Here is a 25,802-nt window from a genome sequence, read left to right on the forward strand (position 1 = left end):
TATCGAGCAAGGGATGCGTCAGGCCATGATTTCACCACAGGCTGCACGGAGCCTGAGCAAACGATCCACCATTGGCTCAAAAGCGTCCAAAGGAATCATATTTGGCCCGTCACTGGGCGAAGTTTCGGGATCAGGATGCGTCTCAAAAAAGACCGCGTCGATACCGATTGCTACGGCCGCACGCGCCAATGGTTCGACCATTTCTCGATTTCCGCCCGTCGCCCCGCCCAAACCTCCCGGTCGCTGGACGCTGTGGGTGGCATCAAACACCACCGGCACCCCAAGCGACCGCATGATCGGCAACGATTGCATGTCATTGACCAAGCGTCCGTAGCCGAAGAACGTACCGCGTTCGCAAAGCATCACTCCGCCGGTGCCGCTGGCGTGCACCTTTTCGACGACGTATTGCATGTCTTCGGGAGCCATGAACTGCCCCTTTTTCACGTTCAGGGGGCGTCCGGTCTTGGCCGCAGCGACAACGAGATCGGTTTGCCGGGCCAAAAAAGCCGGGATTTGAAGCAGTGCACAAACGCTGGCGACCGCCTCGGCTTGATCCGGCAGATGGACGTCGGTCGTGACCGGCAAGCCACAGTAACGGTGAACCTCTTCGAGCATCCGCAGCCCCTCTTGGAGCCCCGGGCCCCGTTTTGCACTGACGCTAGTCCGGTTCGCTTTGTCAAAGGAGGCCTTAAAGACCACGTTGACGTCCGCTCGCTCGTTGATGGCGGCCAATCGATCGGCGATCGAAAACGCCAAATCCTGGCTCTGCAAGACACAGGGTCCCGCGATCAGCAGCAAGGGCTGCTGAGGTCCGCAGGCGTAAGGGCCAACCGTGACGGTGGCGACGTGATGGGTTTGCGATGGAGTGCTCATCCCCTCATCATCGGCAATCAAGATTGATTCGACAATCGCCCCGAAAAAGTTGTTCCGACCGGCAACCGCAGACAAACCCGCCCCGGCAACGTCTCGATCTTCAATGGCAATCGCCCCACATAGTCACCGTCCAATTGATAGGGCACTCGCGTTGGAGCCGAAAGAAAGACCCGACTCGCTCGCCGCCGCGTGACGTCGGTAAAACCGAGATGCCGCCGCATCAAAATGCCGGCAACGTAGCGAAGCCCACTCCACAATGTTCCTTGCTCAAACGTGATCACGTCGAGCAAATGATCGTCTCCCACGGCATCGGGCTCGATGTGCAGTCCACCGCCATAGCAGGGAAAATTAAAAATCATGGCCCAACACGGTTGCCACGAGGATGACGACGATTCGGTCGCACCGGGGTCGCCCTCGCTAAGCGGATCGCGCGCAACCTGATCGCACTCGATACGCAAATCAATCTTGGGGAATCGATAGCGCGCGATCCCACGCAGGATCGGCCGCAGGTAACTCAGTCGGTGAATGTGCCCCCGTCTTCGTAAATGCACATCCCGAACCACCTCGGCATCAAACCCACATGTTGCCATCACCAAGAACAAACGCCCGTTTGCCGAACCGGCATCGATCCGGTGGTCGCATCCGTCGGCGATGGTCTGGAAAACCTGTTCCGCGTCGGCCGAGTAGCCGAAGTGTCGCGCCAGCAGATTTTCGGTTCCCATCGGCATCGGAACGATCGGAATTTCGGGAGTGGCAAGATCCGCTAACAAGCTAACCGTACCATCACCGCCACAGGCAACGATCACGAGTCGCTGATTCTCAGCCGATTGGAATCGATCGATACGCTCTCGAATCGTGGCAAGCGAATCGGTCTGGGTCGCCAAGTATCCCGCTTGCGTTAACCGCTCGAGGAGGATGGGAACCTGTTCGCGAGCTTGTCCACGTCCCGCCTTGGGGCTGGTGCAAATCAGCACCGTGATGGGTTGGGAGCCGGCATTCCGCGATTGGTTTGGCGTCAAACTCATATTTTCTCAAAACGGGGGATCGGGTCACGTTTTGTAACCTATCGTTTTAATGATCGGGTGGTCAGAAAGCTGCGCAAAGCGATTCCTGCCATCAAGATCGACCTAAATGTTACGAGCCCCTCGGACGCGATCATTGCGCATGATTTCTAACCGTGGTGCCCCGAAAACTTAATTTCGATTTCCCCATCCCCCCGCGAGAGAATAGGCCGTGAGCTTCCTTCGTCGATACTGGGCAGCCGGATTGATCTTAGCCATCGTCGTCGTTCACGCGTCCGTGATTGGGTATGTACGCAGCCGCGTGGCTCGCTTGCAAACGGCGGAGTCCAACACCGTCGACATGGGACGGTATCGCTTCCAAAACGCCGCGGACAAATCGCGAGTCTATCAATTCCAACTGCATGCGGTCCTCGACCCCCTGCGTCGACAGGTCGGTCGAGATCGGATTTCCCAGCAACAGATGGAAATCCACGAAGAGACCGAACTGCTACTGCGGCAAGTCGAAACCGCTTGGTTGCAAGACCCCGAACAGAGCCAAATACGCGACCGGATGATGGAAATCGTCGGCAAACACCTCGACGAACCGATCGTCCAACGTCTGTTGATCACCGATTGGTTGGAATTACCGGTGCCTTCGTCTCGAATCGATATCGAGCCGTCGGCTGCCCTACGGATCTCTCAGAATCCGTAAGTCGGCAATGCCGATCCGCTGCGAGATCTCGATAAACGAGGCTTGTCCCAAAGTGACGCGTCTCTCCCCGCGCCCGGAACGGGCCCAAAAAAAGTAGCTACGTTCACCAGAACGTGGCCCACCGCGAACGCGACGGCAGCGACATCAATGATGAAAATGTCTTAGCCGATGACGACTGACATCACTGCCTAACCAAAGCGTTGTGTCTAACTAAAGTTTGGCGTTGGCGGGCGGTAATCCGACAACTGAATCGATTGAAACCAATCGATTGTATGCTTGAGCCCTTCGGCCAATGGCACCTTGGGTTGCCAGCCGAGCTTCTCTTTGGCCAACGAGATATCGGGGCGTCGACGGGTCGGGTCGTCCGACGGCAACGGCCGCTGAACCAGTTTGCTTTTCGAGCCACACAACGCCATCACGTTTTCAGCCAACTCGCGGATCGTAAACTCATCGGGATTTCCAATATTGACCGGGCCGATGAAGTCATCGTCGTTGTTCATCATCGCGATGATCACGTCGACAAGATCATCACGGTAACAGAATGATCGCGTCTGTGACCCTTCACCAAAGATCGTAATATCTTCCCCGTTTAACGCTTGGCGAATGAAGTTCGAAACGACACGGCCATCGTAGGGATGCATCCGTGGTCCGTAGGTGTTGAAAATTCGCACGATCCGAACGTCCACCTTGTTGCTGCGGTGATAGTCCATGAACAAGGTTTCCGCAGCCCGTTTACCCTCGTCGTAACACGCTCGGATGCCAATCGGGTTGACGCTACCGCGATAGTCTTCGGTTTGCGGATGGACTTCGGGATCCCCGTAAACTTCGCTCGTGCTTGCTTGCAGGATCCGTGCGCCACAGCGTTTCGCTACCCCGAGCATGTTGATGGCGCCGATCACGCTGGTCTTCATCGTCTTGATCGGGTTGTGTTGATAATGGCCGGGAGCGGCAGGGCATGCCATGTTGTAGATTTGGTCGACCTCGAGAAAGATCGGCAGCGTGATGTCATGGCGAATCAGCTCAAAGTTGGGACGGGCTAAGAGGTGAGCGACATTGGACTTCTGGCTGGTGAAAAAGTTGTCCAAACAAATGACGTCATGCCCTTCATTGACCAACCGTTCGCACAAATAAGAGCCGAGGAACCCCGCTCCACCGGTAACAAGAATTCGATGAATCATGCTGTATATACTGTTAAAGTGAATGTTTTTTTGAAAAAGACGAGCTTAGTTTGCCCAAGCGATCCGGAACACGCGTTACAAAATTGCGTTGTCGATGAGTCGTGTTTGTCCAACAAAAGCAGCGATCAGTGCAACCGCAGGGCGATCAATTTTCTCCAGCGGCGCTAGTGAATCGGCCTCGACGATCACCGCATAGTCGATCTTATCGACCGCTTTACTCGCATCGCCGCCGCCGAGCAATTCACTCCGCATCGCATCCTGAACTCGATCGACCTCGACCTCTCCCGAATCAACGAGATTCTTCGCAATGCGCAGGGCCTTTGAGATCTGTAATCCGATCTGCCGTTGCTCTGGACTGAGGTAGCGATTGCGACTGCTCAGCGCGAGCCCATCGGGCTCACGCACCGTGTCACAGGGGACCACGTTGATCCCCGCATTCAGATCGCGAACCATTGCCTGAATGACTTTGAGTTGCTGATAATCCTTGCGACCGAAAAAGGCGTGCGTGGCAGGCAGAATTTGGAACAACTTCAACACCACGGTGGCGACCCCCCGAAAATGCCCAGGACGACAAACGCCCTCCAACGTTGCACCTACCTCGGGCGGATCCACATACGTACTGAATCCGGCGGGATAGATCATGCTCGCTTCGGGAATAAAGACGGCCGATGCGCCATGCGACGCCAACAATTCACAATCCTGCTCGAGCGTACGCGGATAGGATTGCAAGTCTTCGTGAGGCGCAAACTGGGTCGGGTTCACAAAGATGGTTGCAATCGTGACGTCACAATGCTTTTGTGATTCTCGCACCAACGAAAGATGGCCTTCGTGCAGCGCTCCCATGGTGGGAACGATGCCGATATTCTCGCCCGCAATGCGAGCCTTCCACACGTATTGGCGTGCTTGGTCGGGGGTAAACAGTCGATCCATCATCTTAGAACGGCGTCGTCGTTGCTTCTTCGAGTACTTTTTCACTCACGTAAATCGGTAGCGCCGGAGTGAAGGTCACCGCCACGGCAATGGCATCACTTGGCCGCGAATCAATCGTGATCACTTCACCGTCTTGTTTGCGAAGACTCAGCTGAGCGTAATAGGTGTGCTCACTTAAGTCGGTGATCACGACGCTTTCGATCTTCGCCCCCAATGATTCCGCCACGCGCACGATCAAATCATGCGTCAACGGGCGCGGCGGACGATAATCTTCCTTCACCCGACGATCGATATTCGTCGCTTCGAAGATGCCGATCAGAATCGGAAACTCACGATCCCCATCGACTTCTTGGAGATAGATCACTTGGTTTTCAGTGAGTTCGGAGATGATGATCCGAGCTAGCTGCATTTTGACGGGCATGGGCGGAGCACATGGAGAAGAGTGTCGAAGATGGAAAGCGAACGGTCGCCGAAGGGTCGATCAAAATCGAAGAACCAATACGAAGGGAACCTCAGCCCTCATTTTCGCACGCCGAGGTTCGCTTCTTCCTATCTTCCCGCAATATACCGTGGCAAGGGTGGGGCGTGATACCGATCGAACATTCGAAATTGCGATTATTCGAGACACCGGGATTCAAGCCAAGAAAGCCGAGTCCACCACTAAAGAATGGAACCGCCAAAGAATGGAACCGCCAAAGAATGGAACCACTAAAGAATGGATTCGAGCGAATCGAGCGCCAACGGTTCTTTCGTTGCAAACGGTTCGCCATAGCGGCGACCGATCAATCGGCCCCAATTCGACGCCTCGTCATGCAATCGATCCAACATCGTGGGAGGCTGGCTGTCACGTCCTGTGATGAACTGGCTCTCGTAAGCACGAATCGAAGCTAATTTCGCGTCCCAATGGTCGCTGATGTCAACGATCCAGCTCGGCTGCACGGCCAAGCGAAGATGAATGCAGTAGTAATAGAACACACGGTCGGGATGAAACGGTTCGCCCGGCATGTCGGTACGACTCAATTTCGCCCAAAACCGGGCCGCTTCGATCAAATCGGTGGCGGCAACATGATCGGGGTGGGCGTCCTGCCAATAAGGGGCGAAGACCCACTTGGGCTTCAGTATTCGAAAATAGCTGGCCACCAATTCGCGTGCTTCGAGCGTGTGTTGCAGAGAACGGTTTGGCAGTCCCGCGTTTCCTCGCCACGTCAACTTGAGAGCGTCCGAAGCGACATTCGTTTCGGTTCGGCGCAAGGTTTCCGAACCATGTGGCGTCGGTTCGCCGGTGGTCAGGTCCAAGACACCGACCCGCCAACCTCGCGAGATCATTTTCGCGATCGTGCCACCCATCCCAAGCTCGGCATCATCGGGGTGCGGAGCGACGACGAGCATATCCAAGGGTGAAATCGGAGCGAGATTCGCAGGGGATTCCGTGAACACAACCGCCATCATCTTGCCGTTCTAATGTAGGAGTGAGGCTGCTTGCCACCGCTGGAACCGCTTTACCGAAATGGAACCGCAGGCCCCCCTAGACCAGAGGGCAACCGGTCGCAGGGCAACCGCTCGCAGGGCAACGAGTCGCAGGGCAACGAGTCGCAGGGCAACGAGTCGCAGGGCAACGAGTCGCAGGGCAACGAGTCGCAGGGCAACGAGTCGCAGGGCAACGAGTCGCAGGGTAACCGCTCGCACCCAGCCCGCGAGTGGAAGTACGCATACAACGATCTACGCGTGCGCCTACCCAACAGGCGCACGCAAAAACGACCGAAGAAACATCCCGGTCGTTCGTTGCACGGTTTGAGCAGCGAGAACGCTAGTAAGGACTAGCGGCGAGCCTTTTTGACCTTCGCTCCACCTTGGCGGACCTTGAACTTTGGATTGCTTTTGCAAATCACATAGATTCGGCCGCGGCGTTTGACTACTTGGCAATCGGGGTGGCGGTACTTTAGGGCGCCGATACTGCTGACAACTTTCATCGGATCGATCTCGTCGGACGTTTCGTATATTTTTTACTCATCTACGCTGCACAGCAGGATGCCGGAGCGACTCTTCTTCGTTAGCGAGGGCGGAGTATAGCGGTTTCTCTATTTCCTTCAACGGCAAACCGCCCGGATCCCGAGACGACAAGCCAGGATCTTTTTATAATCCGTCGCTTGAGCCCGGCTCGCGGGTCCCATGGCAGCCCATGCGTACCCCTCTCGCCCCTTATTCTTCTGCACAAAATCCCCTAAACACAGCTGTCAACGCTTCTCCCTTCGTCCATTCAATCCTTCCATCTTTCAAAAATCTGGGAATTCGAAATCCATGCCTAAAATCGCTTACTTTGACTGCCTCAGCGGCATTAGCGGTGACATGACTCTCGGGGCGCTCGTCGATTTAGGCGACCAAACAGGCGAAATCGACGCCCAGGCGATCGAAACGGCGGTGCGATCGATGGGGCTTGGCGACATCCAAATCACTTCCGAAATCGTTAAAAAGCGGGGGTTCAGGGCGGTCAAAGTGCATATCAACCACCCCCCCGAACACGCTCATCGACACCTTCATCACATCACCGAGATGATCGACCGAGCCGATGCCATCGCTCCGGAAGCCAAGCAGTTGGCGCATAAAATTTTTCTCGAACTAGCCAAGGCTGAGGCGAACGTTCACGGTTCGACCATCGAAAAAGTTCATTTTCACGAGGTCGGCGCGATCGATTCGATTGCCGATATCGTCGGCACCGCGGTCGCCATGTGTGCGTTGGGGATCGATTCGGTCGAAGCCTCGGCCGTCCCGACCGGTTCGGGCTCCATCACGATCGCCCACGGCCGAGTCGCCGTCCCCGCTCCGGCGACGGCTGAACTTTTAAAGGGAATTCCCATCGCGAGCAGCGATGTTCAAGCGGAGCTAACCACCCCCACGGGAGCGGCAATCCTAAAAGCCACCGCGACGCGATTTGGATCGCTCCCCTCCATGACGCTGGCGGCCGTCGGCTATGGCGCGGGAACCAAGGATCTCGAAGAACAAGCCAATCTGTTGAAGGTCATGCTCGGCCAACGCGGTGATGCCCCCGCCGGCGAATCCGCGGCGAATCGCGATTATCCGCTTGCGGCCGATCAGGTCGTCGTGCTGGAAACCAACATCGACGATGCCACTGCTGAATTGATTGCGTTTTGCGCCACCCGTTTGCTCAGCGCCGGAGCGTTGGACGTGTTCCAGACGCCTTGTGTGATGAAAAAAGGGCGACTGGGCGTTGTGCTGACCGCGATCTCGCCGGTCGACAAAGTTGCGGATCTCGAAGCGATTCTGTTCACCCACACCTCTTCGATTGGCATTCGACGGCACTCCTCCGATCGCCATAAATTGATTCGCCGAGCCGAATCGGTTCAGACGAGTTTCGGGTCCATTCGTGGCAAGGTGGTCGTATTGCCGGGCGGCGACGAACGTTTTACGGTCGAAGACGACGATGCCGTTGCGATGGCGAACGCACACGCCACCGACGCGACCCAGATTCGCACTGCGGCTCAATGGGCTTGGCAAAATCGGACGCGTTGATCAAGTCGGTTGCCCCCAGCCCGCAACGCCCCCTTATTTCGCTTATTTCGCCAGCGATGACGCTTGCTCGAGGGCAGGAGGGAGGAATGCTCGGCTGACTTTTCGTTTGCCCCGACTAAAAGGGGGGATTATGAGTACGTTTCTGCGATGCGAACGATTCTTGTAGCATAGGAAGCTCGCAGTCGCCCCCATCTTAATGAAGCCATTAAAAGTGCAATTGGTGGTCGATTGCACTCCCCTATCGTGCGTATACTAGAGAAGTATGCCTCCTTGAGATGCGGTGCCATCGCTGGCGCGTCTCAAACTTTTCGGCTCGATTCTGCAAGAAGTGTTTTTTGAAACATAGGAACCGCGATTTCCATGGCGTCTGTCAACGATCCCAATCAACAGCCAATTCAAGCTGAATTCATCCCCACCCCCGTGGTGGACGACGAAGCGTCCCAAGAGATTTCTCCGGGTCGTCGGTTTCTGTTCTTCAGCGCGATGCCGGCCTGGGCCGTGAGCACGTTTGTGCACGTGATCATCCTGCTGGTGCTGGGGCTCGTCTCGATCGCCGATCCGGTCAAGATCGTGAACGTTCTCTCCGCTTCGAGCATGTCAGAGGAAGGTCCTGAGATGGAAGAATTTGCCATCGAGCAAATCGATCCTGGGGACGTCGCTGAAATGGAAGAGGTCACGGAAACGACGGTCGACACCAGCGAACAAATCGAGATGCCCGAACCCACCACGGCGGTGGAAACGATCGAGATTGCCGAAGTGGCCATCGATATGGGCGACATGGTTTCGGACATGGCACCGTCGGCGACGTCACTGCAAACGCTTTCCTCGGTCTCAGGCGCCCCGATGAGCAGCCGCAGTACGGAGATGAAGAAAAAACTGTTGCGAGATTACGGGGGCACTGCCAGTAGTGAAGCCGCTGTGACGGAAGCGCTCAAATGGTTTTCGCGACACCAATTTCCTAATGGAGGTTGGTCATTCCAGCACAATGTTGCTTGTAACAATCGTTGCGGCGAACCGGGCGAACCTCGACGCTCCGGGGCCGTTAACGCAGCGACGGCAATGGCGCTGTTGCCGTTCATGGGAGCGGGGCAAACTCACAAATCCGGCGACTTTCGCGAGAACGTTTATCGCGGCCTAAAATTCCTGATCGCGAATGGAAAATTGGGCAAAAAGAATGGTATGCCCGTTCTCGATCTCACCGAAAGCGCTGGCAACGGGATGTACTCGCATGGCTTGGCCGCAATTGCCCTGTGCGAAGCTTACGCGATGACGGGCGACCCCGAGTTGGCAATGCCAGCTCAAGCCGCCATCAACTTCATCGTCTACGCTCAATGTCGTGACGGTGGATGGCGTTACCAACCCCAGCAAGCCGATGGGGGTGACACCTCGGTTGTCGGTTGGCAAGTCATGGCACTCAAAAGCGCCCACATGGGACACTTGATGGTCCCTCCGACCGCGGTTCAAGGCTCGATCCTATTTTTGGACAAAGTGCAATCCAACAACGGAGCTAGCTACGGATACGATCGCCCCTCAACCTCCGTGCGTCCCGCCTGTACCGCCGTCGGCGTGTTGTGCCGGATGTATACCGGTTGGGCCAAGACCGACCCGCGAACCATCGCGGGCGTCAAACAAATTGCCAAGATTGGATTCCGCAAAGACCAGATCTATTACGATTACTATGCCGCCCAAGTGTTGCGTCAATTCGGTGGCGCGGACTGGGAAAAGTTCAACAATGAAATGCGAGATTGGCTCGTCGAAACGCAGTCGCAGAGCGATGGAGCCAAAGGCAGCTGGCATTTCCCAGGTGGCGGACACGGACCGAAGGATGGTGGTCGCTTGGCAGCCACTTCGTTCGCGACGATGATGTTGGAAGTTTATTATCGCCACATGCCGCTGTATGCGGACAACGCAGCCGACGACGACTTCCCGTTGTAAGCCAAACGCCACAAACCCAACAGGCAAATCGTAGCAAATGCGTCCGCCAAACGTGTTGGTAGCACGTCGAGTGGGTGACGCGTCGAGTCGTTACCTTGATGTGCCCCCAAAGTGCAGCGACTCACTCGTTCATCATCGCCGGGCACCATGCACCATGGTGCGGGTTATTAAATCCAACCGGAATAAACAAAACGCGTTGCGGTCTCCCGCAACGCGTTTTGCATTTCGATCGTTCGCTTGACCGTTATTCGGTCACCTTTACGTCGTCGTCCAGCTCTTCAAGTCGATCGGCCTTCTTCTCGCCTTCGCTCTCCGCTTGATCAGCTTTCATTTCACCGCGCTCTTCGATCGCATCTGCTTTTCGCTCGCCACGCTCTTCGATGGCATCAGCCTTCGCTTCCGCGTCGTCTTCAAGTGCAGGCTTAGCGGATTCGTAGCGATCACGCACGTTTTCCGCCGCTTGTTGGCTCTCTTCGCGGACCGCGTCGGCGGTCGCTTGCGTGCTGTCACGAACGTCCGCAGCATACTCCTGCGTTGTTTCACGAACCGCGTCGGCTCGCTCGTCGGTCACACTGTCGTTACAGCCAACCGATGCCAAACAAACCGACAGTGCCAATGTGGAGATTGCAAGTTTCATCTTTCTCTTTCCTAGTCGTGTAAAGGGAGCCCTGGTCTTGATCAGGTGATTGACCTTGCTCAGGACAATACGTTCCATTTCTCGCAAACCCCGATGTTGGTCCCACCATGGAAACCATTCACTGGGCTTCGCAGTCGACTCACTGTAGAGCAAGCAGCGTGCCAGACTCGGCGATTCGTGAATGACTCGCCCTCACCGCGATGGCGAAAGGCTGGACTGCTACCTCATTGGGTTGCGGGACGCTCGCTGCTTCCCCAAGCCTTACACCTGGACAATGCGGTTAACGCCGCTGGCGTAATGAGGCGGAACGGATGGAGACGGAACAGAAACAATTGAAAATGATGAGCAAAGGACGCCGTCACGCTAACTTTTTAGCAGCCCACCCTGATTCGAAACCACTTCGCTCACGCGAAGGTGGCGAACATGGCGTTGGTTCCCCAGCGTCAGAAGACAACGTTGGCGGGCGATTTTTCAATCGTTTCATCGCAGATGTACCGGGGGTGGCATGAAACGCTTTGTCATCGGCATCAGCGCCCAACCTCAATACCACGCGCTGCTTGACTCATTCGTTCCACGGCTGGTCGGTTTTAGATCCCCACGAACGTAAACCCACCACAAAACGCGATCGACCTCAGTCAATTTCTTGAGCTTGCAACATCCAGAGATGCTTCTCTAGCGACGCCGAGATCCCGATGCACATGTCTTCGCTGATCGGGTCCAAATCACCTAGTTTTTCGATCGCCGAACGGAGCGAGTCGATGGTCGTTTTAGTCGCATTGGCCACCAACTCGATCGTTTCGGGAACCTTGACGAAGTCCCGCGGGTAATCGGCGAGCTCACTCTGGCTGGCGACGGTTTCAGCACGCCCATCTGGCGCGATCCCGAGAGTTGAGATACGCTCGGCCACTTCATCACTGGCGTCGCGCACCGAGGCAATGATCTCATCCAATTGTAAATGGATGCTACGGAAATTTCGGCCCACGACGTTCCAGTGGGCCTGTTTCATCACTAACGCCAAATCGATCAGATTAACGAGGTTGCGTTGCAGCAACGACGTGACGTCATCGTTAGCATCACTTTTCAGAATGTCGCGTTTAAATTCAGTTTTGCTGGCGGTAACCATGGGATTTCCTTCTTCGGTAGGTGAGTAAAAAAACGAGGTGACGAAACAGAAATGAGGGCCCGGAAACGAGCGAGCCGGAGAGAATGATCATGGCGAGAGCAATCACTCCACGGGAATCCTGGGGATCAAGCGTGCAGATATTTTTCGCGGAACCCGCTCGCAGCGAGCGGTGCGGCCGCCTCCAACCCGCCATCGACCGTCCAACGCGACCCTGTGACGAAGCCGCTCTTGTCGCTTGCTAGAAAATCGATCACCGCTGCCACTTCATCGGGATGACCGGCGCGGCGAACGGGAATCGCAGGACGATCGGCAGTGTCAAAATCCTCCGCTGCCATCTTGTTCATCGGGGTCGCGATCTCGCCTGGGGCGACCGCGTTGACCGTGACATTCAACGGGGATAAATCGAGTGACAAGCATTTGACCAAGCCACCTAAGGCATGCTTGGTCATCGTGTAGAGCGTATCCGAAGGATGAGCGATCACCTCATGGACACTGGTGACCACGATGATGCGACCAGGCGTCTTCCGGGGCGGCCCTTGCAAACCGTTTGGCAACAAATGAGTAATGCTTCGCTGGATCGCCAACATCGCACCGAATGTGTTGACGTTGAAGATCTGCATTGCGGTCGCTAGATCCAGGTCGGGCATCTTTTTGTTGACCATCATCCCAGCATTGCTAACCATCACATCGAGCCCCCCTAATTCGTCCACCATTTCGTCAACGCAAGGGTTCGCAGTTTCTGGATTCGAAAGATCAAGTTGCTTGATTACACAGCGACGCCCCACGGCTTCGATGGCGGTTGCGGTGTGGCGAGCTTCCTCTTGCTCATAAACGTAGGTGATGGCCACATCGTGCCCCGATTTTGCCAATGCAATTGCAACCGAGCGACCGATGCCCGTACTGCCGCCCGTGACAATCGCCTTTTGAAACCCCATCTGCTTCCCTTTGTGAATGGATTCATCGAATTGCATTCATTTTCCGAGTGTGTCAAGGAACGCCAACTCAACGTCGCCCGAGAAACGAGCGAGACCAGCCCCAAGCAGCAAAGACTATGCCATCGCTTCCGCCAACACGCGCCCTGCACCACGCGCCCTGCACCACGCGTGAGACCGACGTATTGCGAAGCGACGCAACGCGAGACAACGAGTGGTCGCTGCTCAACCACATCGTTCGTTTAGACACCACCCATTGAGAGCGTCGGCGTGATTCGCAACACCATCGAGCCCTCACGCCATCGATTCATCGTCTTCGTCTACTCACCTTCTTCGAACACGAGCGAATCCGGCTTGGCACCGAGTTGCTGTAATGTCTCGCGGATGTCTTGCACCATTGCCGGGGGACCACAGAGGTAAAAGGGTTGATGGAAGTCATCGACGTGTGCTTGCAACCATGCTTTATCGATGCGACCGGATTCATAATCACGATGGGCTTCGCCGGTCAGGGTGCAAATGACGCGTGTGCCGAACGTCCGGATTAATTCACTTTGCAAGAACACATCTTCCGCATTGCGATTGCTGAAAAACATGCAATTGCCGTCAATTGCCTTGTCTTGTTCGAGTTGCCTGAGGATGGCGATAAAGGGAGTGATCCCCGCGCCGCCGGCGATGAAGACGCCTGGGCCTTTGTACTCAATCGCCCCCCAGGCATCGCTGAAGATCACGCGGTCCCCGCGTTGCAGATCGCGACCAAGATGTTCCGTCATTCCACAATGGTCGGGAAAGTCGCTCGTCGGATACGACTTGATAATGAACTCCAGACAAGGATTGTTGGGCACGCTCGTGATCGTGAACGGGTGTTTCTTATCACGCCAATTTTCTTCGTCAATCGAGAGTTCCACCGCTTGCCCTGGACGGAACACAAAACCATTTGGTTTTTCAACCACATAACAATGCACGTTTTTAGCGAGTGGCTCACGATGCAAAATCCGCCCGCGATGTTCGCCGAAATCTCGCCAGTTTTCCGTTTCACTCTGGGGCGACGAGACATGGGATTTGCCGTTCATGACCATGGTCCTCCGTGTGTGTATGGAATACCAAGTGTGTGAAATACAAAGGAGTGAACCGGCGGCTCTCCCCCACTCGAACTGCGTTTCGTATCAAACGCCGTTTGAGTTAAGCAGGTAGGCAGGAGTCTTTCGGTAGATTAGCCGTTTTGGCGTTAGCCACGGTTCAACCGGTTCAAGCGGGGCTAATGGGTTTTCACCCAATCATTCCTGCCTCCCTGCTTAGTGCCCGCAGCCATTTTCAGTGCAATGATCACGCCAAACCGATGGACGTTTTCTGGGCCATCCGAAAAGTCAGCGAGCGGCGGGGCGCGTACGGAGGCGACAAGAACGCTGAAGTGAACGACAACCGGAACCGGATTTCCAGCGATGCTAAATTTCTTCATCCACAAAAATGATGTGTCTAAAGTAGTGCTGTGACTCAAAGCTAGCCCCAAGAGCGCCAATCAGCAGGCTCAGCGAAGCGGCAAAAAAGGCCATTACGGGCCGATCGCCCCAACCGATTTGGTAAACGTCGCTAATTCTCGACGAGGCCCAACTTGCGATCAAATCGCTCGGGAACAGGAAATGGGCGAGCACCACGCCGACTCCGAATAACGCCAACCAAGTGGTCGCCATGCCGACAAACACGATCCCAAATGCGGCGGCAGTCGTGACGACCGATTGTTCGCTTCGCCGCTTACCCCGTCGGACCAACAATTGTTGTCGCGCGACCACGTAAACCGTGGTTGACAACAACGTCACCACCAACAGCATCCCAAGTTGAGGTATCCCTTGAGCGAGCGCCAAGTCCCACGACTCGGCAGTCATGAACAGGATCGCCAGTGCCGAAAACGAGGCGATCGTCAATCGACTGAGTCGTTTAGGAAATTCCCAGGGACGGGCCGCCCAAATCGCTTGCCAAATTTCTTTGCGATTGATCCATGCGGCGCGGAGGGCAAAGACCGGGTACGTTAAACCACGCCCGGCACCTTCCTCGAGTCGTTGATCGGCGATCTCTGCGAGCGCGACGCGTTGGCGATGCAGACTGTCCTGGTCCATCCCCGCCATCAGATCGAGCGCCTCTGCGTTAGGCGGATGAAATAAAAGATCGTTGGGATGATCACTCTTTGGCAACCCAGTGAGGTGCCCAATGCTATGTAGCATCAACCGACTCAGGCGACGAGCAATACGTTCGACCCGTTCTTGGCGATTGACCTCGATCCCCAGGGCTTGAGGATCAATCAATGACATCGAAATAATGGCCGCATCGAGTGGACGACTCAGCGCTGCAAAACAATACGGTGAATAGTTGCCGACTAATTCTGCGGCGGTCAACACAAACGCAAAGTCCCAGTGGCGAGAATCACGCGCCTCGACCGCTTGTTGCAGCAACAAACTCGGTTCAACGCGCCCATTGCCGCTGAGATTGGCCCCCGTTAACTCGGGGCGTTTGATTTCAAAAAAATCAAAGCGGAACGCCGGAAAGAGCTCCGACAATCTGGCATCGGTTTGTTCCACCGCGATCTTTGCCGCTTGGGAATCAATGACATCGAGAGGGCCAGCAACGATCACACCAATTTCGATCAGGCTGTGAGTCGGCTTGGGCTCTGCCATTTCGATGTCGGTCATAAGCACGGCAATCCACTGAGATCATCGAGGCCAACTCCCAAAATCGTTGCAAACGATCCGAATGGGACATCGCCACGAAGCGATGCCGTTGAGATGGGCTGTGAAACGACGCACTATAACACAAGCCCTCCCATCGCTCATGACGGCTACGCGAGCACTTTCTTGTAGACGTGGCCTTCGTTCTCGTCGATGCGTTCGGGGCGACCTTTGTTTAAATAGATCAACTTGCGATGATCGACTCCCATCAAATACAAAATGGTGCTGTGCAAATCATGCACATGCACTCGATCCTCTACCGCATGCAAGCCCACTTCATCGGTTGCTCCGAACGCTTGGCCTGCTTTGACGCCGCCGCCCGCCATCACCATCGTGAATCCCGTCGGGTTATGGTCTCGGCCGTCCCCCTTTTCACTCATCGGCGTTCGTCCGAACTCACCGCCCCAGACGACGAGGGTTTCGTCGAGCAGTCCTCGCCGCGCCAAATCGGTTAACAAGCCCGCCACCGGTTTGTCCATGCCACGACACATTTTAGTGTGGTTCGACTCGATCTTGCTGTGTGCATCCCATTTGCTGCCCGCGCCGTGGTACAGCTGAATGAATCGGACTCCACGTTCAACCATCCGCCGGGCCAGCAAACAGTTGCGCCCAAACTCGGACGTCTCCTTATCGTCCATTCCGTACAACGATTTTGTCTCCATCGTTTCTTGCGAGAGATCGACCGCTTCGGGCGCGTGGCTTTGCATTTGAAAAGCCAACTCGTAGCTGCGAATCCGTGCTTCGAGCTCACTATTGTCGCGGCGGGTCTGCATGTGCCGATGATTAAGCGCGGCTAGATAGTCCAACTCGGTCCGCTGTTGTCTTGGATTAACGTGTTTCGGCACGGACAAGTTGGCAAACGGAGTGCCTTCGATTTGCATCTTCGTGCCCTGGTAAATCGCTGGCATGAAGCCGGTGCCCCAGTTCCGCGGCCCGTTGACCACGGTCCCTTTGTCTTGCATCACCACAAACGCAGGCAGATTCTGGTTCTCCGTCCCCAACCCATACGTCACCCAACTGCCCAAGGACGGGCGACCCGCAAATTGAGTTCCCGTGTTCATTTGACAAACGCCACCGGAATGATTGATCCCGTTGGTCCAGCACGAACGAATCACCGCCAAATCGTCCGCTCGCGTCGCCATGTGCGGCAACCAATCCGAGATCCACAGCCCTCCTTCGCCATGCTGTTTCCATGTTCGTTTGGACTCCAACACCGGTGAATCGAATTCCCCCATCGCCGTAATGACGCGGCCGAAACTATCGGGCAATGGCTTGCCGGCCAATTTTTGGATCGCGGGTTTTGGATCAAACGTATCGATATGACTTGGGCCGCCCTCCATGAACAAAAAGATCACACTCTTCGCCCGTGCGGGGTGATGCGTCAGCTTGGACATCAACGGCGACGGTGCAGCCGTCGACTCTGCGGCGGAACCGACACCCCCGAGCATGCCAGCCAGCGCCAGTGCCCCGAATCCGGTTCCACTTTGCAACAACATTTCTCGTCGCGAATAGGTTGATGTCATTGATTGTTCCATTTTTGAGATGCTTGATCGTCGTGGATCGCTCCGCGATCATCACGCCAAGTCATTGATCGTTCCGTATTGATTGCGGAGCAATCAACGCCCCATTTTCACCCGACGACTAGTCGATATAAATAAACTCGTTGGAATTGAGCAGTGCGTGCACGAGTGCGATGCGAGCACGAGTGCGGGGGGAAGCGACGTCGGACTCGTTGATGCTTGTCGACGCGTGATGTTGATGACCGGACGAATCGAAACCAATCGATTCCTTATCTTCGAACTGCCAATCCGTCACATAGTTGGGCAATCCTTCGGCCGAATCCGCTTGCGCGACCTTGGTTAGATCGCGTGCTTTGGCTTCGATACGAATGCTGTCGATCAATCCATCCCATTGATGTTGACCAAAGCGATCCCCAATCGTCAGATCATTGTTGGGACGAATGCCTTTGGTGACGGTATGCTTTGCATGAGCAACCTGTAGCTTGGCGTCCTTCACCGACAGATCTTTTAGATAAAAGGTGATGCCATTTTCCGAGGTATCATCGAGCTTGACGCTTGCGGCAACGTAATACGGCTTATTTAATTCGGGCCTCAAATTCGAAGCGACGACTTCATAATGAAGGGCTTCGCCTGTCGCAGTTTTGCCGACAAGTTGCAGGATTAAGTTGCGTGGTTTGTAGGAGCTTTTAGCTGACGTGACGCCCAACGACCATCCGGCCCCCGTACGGTTGCCGTTCCAATGGCCAACGATGGTGCGAACATTGGCATTTTCGTAGAGCGATCGCAAAAGGACGACCGCTTCGACGGTAAAGTCGCCGTCGGGAAGTTCCTTTGACGTGGCCAGACTCACACGCATCGGACCGCCGGGCTTCAAATCAATGGCGTGGCCGGCCACCTTCGGCATCGACACCAACGTTTCGATTTTTGGTCCTGGATCTTCGGGGGTTTCCCCAGCGTAGTGTTCGAGAAATTCCAACGCCATCTGCACTTCGTCTTGGCTCGGTTGGCGACTGAACAGGGCTTCGTAGGCATTCGCGATCAGCAGCTCATCATCGCCACGGTTCGCAATGCGTCGGACGATGGCGGTGGCACGATCGTGCGACCAACTGCCGTTGCTGAGCAGCAACGCTTGCGGCGACGTGGTCGTACGATGCCGTTTCCCCACACTACGCATGCGATCGGGTGCGTCAAATGCAGCCAACAGGGGATCAGGCGAATTGCGGCGTACCGTTTTGTAAATCGCTCGCTTCGCCGAATTCAATTCACCGCTAGCGGTCAGCACCGCATCGGTAATCTCTTCGCCGGATAACCGTCGCGGGTTCATGCGCCACAGCAATTCGTTATGGGGATCGGCGGCACTGAGCGCCTCGTCGATCGGACGCTGAGACGTTTGCCGATAGGTGGCCGACAGCAGGATGCGCCGATGCAGCTTTTTCAAACTCCAGCCATCTTCAATGAACCGCGACGCGAGCCAGTCCAACAGCAACGGGTGCGTTGGCGGAACACCTAGTTGTCCAAAATCGCTAGACGTCTCCACCAATCCCACGCCAAAGTGTTGTTGCCAAACACGATTGACGATCACGCGAGCGGTCAGCGGGTTTTCGGGACTGGCAATCCAATCGGCCAATGCGGTGCGGCGTCCTGTCGAACGAAGCGACGCAGGCGGCGACGTAATCTCGGCGTCCCCGTCATCGAGCAAGGTAATAAAGCCAGGAGCAATCGGCGTTTTGTCACTCGCGTCGGGAATGAACGTCTCGGGCGCGACCGGCCCTACATCGCTGGCGACGAAATCAATGGCGGGAAGTGGTTCGGGTTTGATCGCGTCAAACTCCGCCAACTTTTTGTGCAGTGCTTGCCGCTCTTGTTCTTGTTCCTCACTCAACCACTTTGACAACTTGTCGTAGGGCAGATCGAATTGTCGCTCAGCGAGCGAGGCAATTTGGTGTTCATAGGGAGTCCGTTCGTGCGGCTGCTTGTGGATCATCGCCTTAATTTCCGCGATGAATTTATCCGCTTTCTCACGAGTCGCATGTTGGATCGCCACGGGATATTCGATTTCACGTAATCGCTCACGAATCTCGGATGTCGCAGCTTCCCATTTTGCATACTCGGCTTGATAGACGCGTCGCGTTTCCGCATCGGCGACGGGATGCCCCTCAGTGGGCTGAAACGCAGCAAAGAAGGCCTTGATGCGAAAGAAGTCCTTTTGCAACAAAGGATCAAATTTATGGTCGTGGCATCGAGCACACTTCAATCCTTGCGCTAGAAAAACGTCGCTCGTCGTTTCGGTGATGTCGTTTAAGATTTCATGCCACTGTGTCTCGACATCGCGTTGATTGTGTTCGTAGATCCAATGCCTCAGGTACATCGTGGCGATGTGGGCATCACGATTACCTGGATCGATTTCGTCGCCGGCCAGTTGTTCACGAATAAAGCGGTCATACGATTTGTCTTCGTTAAATGACCGAATGACGTAGTCGCGATAGAGATGAGCGTGGGGGCGTACGTGGTCGGCGCGATAACCATCCGAGTCAGCATACCGGACAAGATCGAGCCAGTGCCGTGCTTGGCTCTCGCCGTACGCTTCACTTTGCAACAAGCGATCGACCATCGCCTGGTAATCAAAATCAGCGGAGGAGGCTGCTTTGATTGCCGCTTCATCGGGTGGTAACCCCGTGATCGCAAAATGGACGCGGCGAACCAGCGTCAGCGGGTCGGCTTCGAAAGAGGGAGCGAGGTTTTCGCTTTCCAGACGCGTGAGAATGAAACGATCCAAATCGCCACGACACCAATCGTCACGCACGGTCGCGGGTGGCTTGGGGTCGCGAATCGGTTGGTAACACCACCACTCGCGGTCTTGCTCGCTGATGGTCGGCGGTGGTTCGATCGTAACATCCGCAGGCCAAGGAGCTCCGGCGGCAATCCACTTTACCAAACCTGCGATCGGCTCGTCTTGGAGTGGTTCTTCGGGTGGCATTTCAAACGACTCGTACCGCAGCGCCTCCACCAACAAACTTTCGTCCGGATTGCCGACCACGATTGCGGGCCCCGATTCGCCGCCTTCGAGCAACTGCTCAAGCGTCGTGAGTTGCAGTCCCCCTTCTTGTTTCGTCTCGCCATGGCACTTGATACAGTGCTGAGTCAGCGTCGGCCGAACGTGGATTTCAAATAGATTACGCTCTTCGCGAGAGAGTTGCTGGCAAACAGCTTGTCCGCAAAATAGAAATCCGGCGAAGAGGGCAAGCGAAATGCGATGCACGATACGGCCGTTTTTAGGAGGGGGGGCGGGCAGGAGAGATCGAGCCGAGCTCCATCGCCGCGGAGCTCAATCGCCTCCAATTATACACGATCGCGACCGCGGGGGAATTTCAATCCGATTTGCCCCAACGCCCGTCACCACTCGATCTCGTGCTTACCCGCCGGTTGGCGTCCCCCCCGCTATCGGATCAACGGCAGCGTCAGCGCCGTGGAATCCACATTTTGGCATCACCCCATCGCGTGACTCTTGAAGGTTGTGTGATTGCGACTTTCCCAGCAAATCATCACTCGACGCGTTAGCGAGGGAACGAGAGCGAGGGAACGAGCCAAGAATGAGATTCCCTCGCTTACGCTTTGGGTGATCAATAACGCTCGTCCTGTGGGGAACATCTGGCCCCCGCTTCGGCGCAATGATTGGATTAAACTGTGCTAACAATCTCCATTTCCCCCCCAAAAAAATGAATGCATGATGAAGATGAGCCGACGCGATCGAACTCTTCCCATTGTCGCGGTGCTGTTGAGTCTGATCGGCCTGGTAGGCGAAGTTTCAGGCCAACGTTCCCCCACGCCAGCACCGCTTCAAATCTCCGGCGTGTATCCGCATTTGACGATGCACAACCAGGAAAACGAGTGCGGAACGGGCGCGGTCGTGCCATGGCAGGGAGAGCTTTGGGCGATCACGTACGCACCCCACCGACCGGCGGGATCGACCGACAAGCTCTATCAAATCACCCCCGATTTACAGCAGAAAATCGTTGCCGCCAGCGTTGGTGGAACGCCTGCCAATCGCATGATCCATCGCGAGTCGAATCAGCTGCTGATTGGCCCCTACCTCATCGACGATCAAAAAAAAATCCGCGTCATTCCGCCGACCTCGATGTACGGACGATTGACGGGCAACGCACGCCACTTGGTTGCCCCCGCGAACAAGGTTTATTACGCCACGATGGAAGAAGGACTGTATTCGGTCGACGTCAACACATTGGAGGTTGAATGCCACATCCGTGACGGCAACGGCGGCGCTCCGAAACTCGGGCTCGTGAGCGAATTGCCGGGCTATCACGGCAAAGGGTTGTATTCGGGTCAAGGTCGCGTCGTTTACAGCAACAATGGGCAAGCGGGGCCTGAGGCGCAAGCCGACCCCACGGTTGCCTCCGGAGCGTTGGGGCAATGGTTCGGCGAAGGCGATTGGGAATTGGTTCGCCGCAACCAGTTCACCGAAGTCACGGGCCCCGCAGGCATCATGGGCAGCGAAAATCCGCAAACCGACCCGATTTGGACGCTCGGTTGGGACGCCCGTTCGCTTGTCCTTGGTTTGTTGGAAGAGGGCGTTTGGCGATACTACCGTTTGCCCAAAGCGAGCCACAGCTACGACGGAGCGCATGGTTGGAATACCGAATGGCCGCGCATCCGCGAGATTGGCGAGACCGATTTGTTGGCGACGATGCACGGCACCTTTTGGCGATTTCCCGCTGGGTTTTCGCGATCCAATTCCGCAGGCATCTCACCGCGTTCGAATTACTTGAAGGTCGTCGGCGACTTCTGCCGTTGGCAAGATCGGATCGTGCTGGGGTGCGATGACTCGGCGAACTCCGAATTCCTCAATACGCGTTCCTTCAAAGCCAAGCACGCCGCGGCGGTACAGTCCAATTCCAATCTGTGGTTCGTGGATCCGAGTCGCCTCGATCAACTTGGCCCCGCAATCGGACGCGGCAATGTTTGGTTGCGTGAGGACACCAAGCCAAGTCAGATCAGCGACCCTTATCTGTTTTCCGGCTACGACTATCGACAATTACACCTCCGCCACGGATCCGACCACAGCGTGAGCTTCCAACTCGAAGTCGACCGTCAAGGAAACGACCATTGGGAATCCCTGCGCACGATCACGGTGCCACCGGGTCAAGCGGTGTCGCATCTGTTTACCGCCGAGGAGTCGGGGGCCTGGATCCGCTTGGTCAGCGTTGCAGCTGCCCGCGGAGTGACAGCGAATTTCCAGTATCGCAATCGTGATCAACGCAACTCGCAAAACGACGCCCAATTCGCCGGAATCGCCACTCCCACTACGGCTCCGGCCAGCTACGGGCTGATGCGTAGTCTCGCGTATGACAAGCTTGGCATTGCCGCATCGGCGGATTCCAGCGGAGACGACGTCGCCTATTATGAAATGAATCAAGCGATGGAAATTGTTCCCGTTGCCAACCCCGATGCAGCGAGAACACTGGTTGCCGCCGTCCAGCAACCTCGCGGATCGATCACGGTAGACGAAGCCTCCGTGGTTGTGATCGAAGCAGGCGAACGCTACCGAATCCCTAAACGAGATGGCTATGAACTCCCGGCCGCACCCGCCCCAAAAGCGGGCAAGTCCTTGGCCGAATACATGCCGGAAAGCCTTGCAAAAAACGCGACGGTGACGGTCAGCTCGACGTTGCAAGGCTATGCGGCTGATCGTGCGGTCGATGGGATTGTGTCGGACGAGTCACGTTGGATCAGCGAGGCCTCGGGCAACCACTGGATCGAACTCGATCTGAAGTCGCCCAAAACATTCCAAAGCATTTGGGTCGTCACGGGCTGGTTAAACAATCCACAGTATGTCACCGCCAACTTTGATGTCCAATTTCACGACGGCCAAGATTGGAAAACGATTCCGGGGGGCGAGATTCGCGAGAACCGGTTGATTGAACGGGAGATCGCGTTGCAGTCACCGATCACCGCCCAACGGGTACGAATCGTTGCGAAGACAAGCGGTTTCATGCGTGTCTACGAAGTCGCGTTGTTTGATCGAAAATTGGACATCACGCAACCTCCGAATGGGTTTGGGATCGCGCGGGTTTGTCGCGAAGTGGCAACCGAACGTGACTTATTGAATTTGCATGGCACGTTTTATGAACTGCCCGCTCGAAACGCTCAGGGGCTAGCCAAAATGCGCCCCATCGCAACTCACGGATTGAGCATTCACGATTTTTGCTCTCACAACGGTTTGTTGTTGTTCACGGGGATAGATGGCAACACCCGCAGCAAAAACATCTTCCGCAGTGCCGATGGACGTGTCGCCGTCTGGGCAGGTGTCGTTGATGATCTTTGGAAACTTGGCAAACCACGCGGCGTCGGCGGACCGTGGAAGAACACGGCGGTGAAGCGTGATCAGCCCTCCGATCGGTACCTGATGACCGCCTACGATCGAAAGCGAGTTGCGATGCTCGCCCACACCGACACGACGATTCGCATCGAGGTCGACGTCGATGGCACCGGCATGTGGATGCCCTATCAAGCGTTCGCGTTGAAGGCGAACGAGCCCATCGAGCACGATTTCCCAGAGGGCTTCAGCGCCTATTGGGTGCGAGCGATCAGCGATACCGATACGACGGCATCGGTGACGTTCACGTACGAGTAGCCGCCGGTGGATGACGCCACCGGCGATTCAAGAATCGGCCACGCACTTATTGGGCTGCTGCACTCGTCGTGGCGGCCGAGCGTTCGATGGCGGGGGTTTCAGCCCTGACTTCGCGAAGCAGCGACGTCAAATCAATTTTGACGTAGGGGCGATTCGCGGCGATTTCGTTATGCGTGGCATTGGCAACGTAAAAGACACCGTCTTCGGGCACGAACAACACGTTGTGCAGATTCGATGACATCGCGACCGGTCGGCTCATCAACCATTTTGCCCCCTCCACATCGATCTCGCCGTAACGCTGTTGTACTCGTTCACGCAGTTTTTCCAGACGACTTCCCGAGGACAACACGACCGCATCGGCAATCCCTTCGCCGAGCCGCTCATGCGTTTGTCCCGGCATGATGAACTCCACCGACTCGGGGACCGCAGCCACACCGACAGCTCGATTGGTTTTGCCGTCGGCAAATACATAGTAGTACTCGCAGGTCCGCGGATTGTTTTTCCACAAATCCATCACTTCGTCCAACGTCGTACATTCCTCGAGTGCGCGCCGCATCAACGTTGCCATCGGGACGCCATCCCACAACCCTTCGCCACCGCCGCCCATCTCGCCAAGCGAAATGGCTTGGTCGTTCATGCCGCTGACGCTGCCGATGAATCCGGCGTAGCCAATATTCCCAAACGCATGCTTGCCATCGATGGCCACGATGAAGGTGGTGGCCGCATCTTGCAACCCGATCGTCGTCATGTAATCCAAAACGCGACCGTGATAGAGTTTGCCATCCTTGGTCGCGTTGCCAAACACGGCAAATCCGGAACAGTGGAACAGTTCGGGAAAGACGTTGATGGCGTGCGCCGTCCGCGGCTCGAGATTCATCGCCTTGGCAAACGCAAGGGTCTCGCGTTTGTGATCTTCGGGGATATGCGGAGCAAGTCGTTTGTAAGCGGCATCGAGCTCGTAGCGAAACCATTTCCCCGAACGAATCGTGTTGACCGTGCCAAAGGTGTAGAGGACCGAGTCAATGCAGCGTCGTGATTCTTCCGCGAGTAGGCGGCCGTGAGCGAACCCGACTTCCTCGGGAGTGCCTTTGAGCAACGCGACGCGATGCCCGTCGATCCAGCGCAATTCGCCATTCGCCACCGTACGAGGCTTTTGCAGCGGTGAAGTCAAGAGACGCGATGGAGCGGCAATCTCCACCCCACGGCGAACTCCGCGTGCCAGGGTCTGCTCTAGCTCACGTCGCTCTACCGCAACCGCTTCAAACCCAGGCCAATCGTCCACGCCTTGCGCGACCGGCAGCCCCTCTTGGATCGTTAGCTGTACGCGATGTTGATCACGGACCTTCACGTCGAGCCGTTTGCCCTGGTCGAGAAATTGCAGGGTAACGTCATCGCCAATCGCCCATTGTTGCGACGGGGCATCGAAATTCATCTTCAACATGCCCGTTAACATTTGGGCAACCACCGATGCGTCGGCTTGCTGAAGCATCGGTACATAGGTGCTCACCATGGAACCGGATCCGATCAACCGGTCCGTCATTCCCAGCGGCGACAATTGGTCTGCCGAGTCGACATCGCCAGCGCCGATAAAGACGGTTTTGTGATTCGGCAACGCCAAGGCAGTTGCGTCCGCGCGACGGCGAATCTGAACGCTGTAGTCGCTGTGGATCAAATCGAAATCAAACGACTGAGCATCGTAGCGGACCAACCGCCCATCGACGTGTTGGATCTTGCCATCGACGAACACGTCAATCTCGGCAGTGGCGGAAAAGGCCTTCGCTTGTCCTGAAAAACAAGACAGGATGGGCTGCAAGTTTTGGGCCAGGGGTTGGGCGTTCACTTCCGCCTGAACCGGTGCCACGGTGATACACAACAGCATGCAAGCAACCGCACGCACAAGAAAAGCATTCATTCTGAGTCGACGGGGGGTTTGGGAAATTTGGGACGAGACGGACATCAACGCGATGTCCCGATCGCCGGTACAACGGCCGCCAGTGTAACGTGCGACCGCGATTGAAAACCGGACACAGTGTACACCACGCTCGCGGGGGATGCGATTCCCAAAAA

General features: G+C 56.0%; 20 protein-coding genes. 4 read left to right on the plus strand and 16 right to left on the minus strand.

Annotated features, from left to right (window positions below):
• Positions 1–18: 18 nt before the first annotated feature.
• Both kdsA and Pla52o_RS17480 read right to left on the minus strand, forming a co-directional pair.
• Positions 19–873, minus strand: coding sequence for a 3-deoxy-8-phosphooctulonate synthase (gene kdsA / locus Pla52o_RS17475; RefSeq protein WP_146595905.1), 855 nt, complete (start codon positions 871–873; stop codon positions 19–21).
• 17 nt (positions 874–890) lie between these two features.
• Positions 891–1,898 (minus strand): diacylglycerol/lipid kinase family protein, encoded by a 1,008-nt coding sequence (locus tag Pla52o_RS17480; RefSeq protein WP_146595906.1) that lies wholly within the window; start codon positions 1,896–1,898, stop codon positions 891–893.
• 208 nt (positions 1,899–2,106) lie between these two features.
• On the opposite strand from Pla52o_RS17480, the gene Pla52o_RS17485 reads away from it, so the two are divergent.
• Positions 2,107–2,586 (plus strand): hypothetical protein, encoded by a 480-nt coding sequence (locus tag Pla52o_RS17485; protein ID WP_231612441.1) that lies wholly within the window; start codon positions 2,107–2,109, stop codon positions 2,584–2,586.
• Between the two features lie 206 nt (positions 2,587–2,792).
• On the opposite strand, the gene Pla52o_RS17490 is transcribed toward Pla52o_RS17485, so the two are convergent.
• The 5 genes from Pla52o_RS17490 to ykgO form a co-directional block, all read right to left on the minus strand.
• Positions 2,793–3,764 (minus strand): UDP-glucuronic acid decarboxylase family protein, encoded by a 972-nt coding sequence (locus tag Pla52o_RS17490; protein WP_146595907.1) that lies wholly within the window; start codon positions 3,762–3,764, stop codon positions 2,793–2,795.
• A gap of 75 nt (positions 3,765–3,839) precedes the next feature.
• Positions 3,840–4,694 (minus strand): pantoate--beta-alanine ligase, encoded by an 855-nt coding sequence (gene panC, locus Pla52o_RS17495; protein ID WP_146596042.1) that lies wholly within the window; start codon positions 4,692–4,694, stop codon positions 3,840–3,842.
• A 4-nt stretch (positions 4,695–4,698) separates the two neighbouring features.
• The gene (locus Pla52o_RS17500; protein ID WP_146595908.1) at positions 4,699–5,115 is read right to left on the minus strand and encodes a bifunctional nuclease family protein; all 417 of its coding nucleotides are present in this window, start codon (positions 5,113–5,115) and stop codon (positions 4,699–4,701) included.
• A gap of 287 nt (positions 5,116–5,402) precedes the next feature.
• On the minus strand, positions 5,403–6,140 hold the full coding sequence (gene bshB1, locus Pla52o_RS17505) for a bacillithiol biosynthesis deacetylase BshB1 (protein ID WP_146596043.1): 738 nt from the start codon (positions 6,138–6,140) through the stop codon (positions 5,403–5,405).
• A gap of 371 nt (positions 6,141–6,511) precedes the next feature.
• A complete protein-coding gene (gene ykgO, locus Pla52o_RS17515; protein ID WP_040763550.1) occupies positions 6,512–6,664 on the minus strand; it encodes a type B 50S ribosomal protein L36 in 153 nt (50 codons plus the stop codon).
• Positions 6,665–6,992: 328 nt separating this feature from the next.
• Between ykgO and larC the strand changes: the two genes are divergently transcribed.
• The gene (gene larC, locus Pla52o_RS17520; RefSeq protein ID WP_146595910.1) at positions 6,993–8,222 is read left to right on the plus strand and encodes a nickel pincer cofactor biosynthesis protein LarC; all 1,230 of its coding nucleotides are present in this window, start codon (positions 6,993–6,995) and stop codon (positions 8,220–8,222) included.
• Between the two features lie 360 nt (positions 8,223–8,582).
• The gene (locus Pla52o_RS17525) at positions 8,583–10,157 is read left to right on the plus strand and encodes a prenyltransferase/squalene oxidase repeat-containing protein (RefSeq protein ID WP_146595911.1); all 1,575 of its coding nucleotides are present in this window, start codon (positions 8,583–8,585) and stop codon (positions 10,155–10,157) included.
• A 244-nt stretch (positions 10,158–10,401) separates the two neighbouring features.
• Here the strand turns inward: Pla52o_RS17525 and Pla52o_RS17530 are convergent, their stop codons facing one another.
• The 8 genes from Pla52o_RS17530 to Pla52o_RS17565 all read right to left on the minus strand — a co-directional run bounded on the left by Pla52o_RS17530 (position 10,402) and on the right by Pla52o_RS17565 (position 20,345).
• Entirely contained in the window at positions 10,402–10,794 is a 393-nt protein-coding gene (locus Pla52o_RS17530; protein WP_146595912.1) for a hypothetical protein, read from the minus strand.
• 631 nt (positions 10,795–11,425) lie between these two features.
• A complete protein-coding gene (gene dps / locus Pla52o_RS17535; protein WP_146595913.1) occupies positions 11,426–11,917 on the minus strand; it encodes a DNA starvation/stationary phase protection protein Dps in 492 nt (163 codons plus the stop codon).
• 125 nt (positions 11,918–12,042) lie between these two features.
• Positions 12,043–12,888, minus strand: a complete 846-nt coding sequence (locus Pla52o_RS17540; protein WP_231612443.1) for an SDR family oxidoreductase — start codon at positions 12,886–12,888, stop codon at positions 12,043–12,045.
• Positions 12,889–13,169: 281 nt separating this feature from the next.
• Entirely contained in the window at positions 13,170–13,919 is a 750-nt protein-coding gene (locus tag Pla52o_RS17545) for a flavodoxin reductase (protein WP_146595914.1), read from the minus strand.
• Positions 13,920–14,104: 185 nt separating this feature from the next.
• Positions 14,105–14,305 (minus strand): hypothetical protein, encoded by a 201-nt coding sequence (locus Pla52o_RS17550; protein ID WP_146595915.1) that lies wholly within the window; start codon positions 14,303–14,305, stop codon positions 14,105–14,107.
• On the minus strand, positions 14,292–15,530 hold the full coding sequence (locus tag Pla52o_RS17555) for a hypothetical protein (protein WP_231612444.1): 1,239 nt from the start codon (positions 15,528–15,530) through the stop codon (positions 14,292–14,294). The genes Pla52o_RS17550 and Pla52o_RS17555 overlap by 14 nt, the downstream gene beginning before the upstream one ends.
• A 146-nt stretch (positions 15,531–15,676) precedes the next feature.
• Complete coding sequence (locus tag Pla52o_RS17560) at positions 15,677–17,089, minus strand: DUF1501 domain-containing protein (RefSeq protein WP_146595916.1); 1,413 nt, start codon at positions 17,087–17,089, stop codon at positions 15,677–15,679.
• Positions 17,090–17,207: 118 nt separating this feature from the next.
• The gene (locus Pla52o_RS17565) at positions 17,208–20,345 is read right to left on the minus strand and encodes a DUF1553 domain-containing protein (RefSeq protein ID WP_231612445.1); all 3,138 of its coding nucleotides are present in this window, start codon (positions 20,343–20,345) and stop codon (positions 17,208–17,210) included.
• Positions 20,346–20,810: 465 nt separating this feature from the next.
• Here Pla52o_RS17565 and Pla52o_RS17570 point away from each other — a divergent pair, with 465 nt between their 5' ends.
• Entirely contained in the window at positions 20,811–23,735 is a 2,925-nt protein-coding gene (locus tag Pla52o_RS17570; protein WP_197169315.1) for a discoidin domain-containing protein, read from the plus strand.
• 46 nt (positions 23,736–23,781) lie between these two features.
• On the opposite strand, the gene Pla52o_RS17575 is transcribed toward Pla52o_RS17570, so the two are convergent.
• Positions 23,782–25,647: a C45 family autoproteolytic acyltransferase/hydolase gene (locus tag Pla52o_RS17575; protein WP_231612446.1), complete on the minus strand. Its 1,866-nt coding sequence runs from the start codon at positions 25,645–25,647 to the stop codon at positions 23,782–23,784.
• Positions 25,648–25,802: the final 155 nt, after the last annotated feature.

The organism is Novipirellula galeiformis (assembly GCF_007860095.1).
Taxonomy (GTDB): Bacteria; Planctomycetota; Planctomycetia; order Pirellulales; family Pirellulaceae; genus Novipirellula; species Novipirellula galeiformis.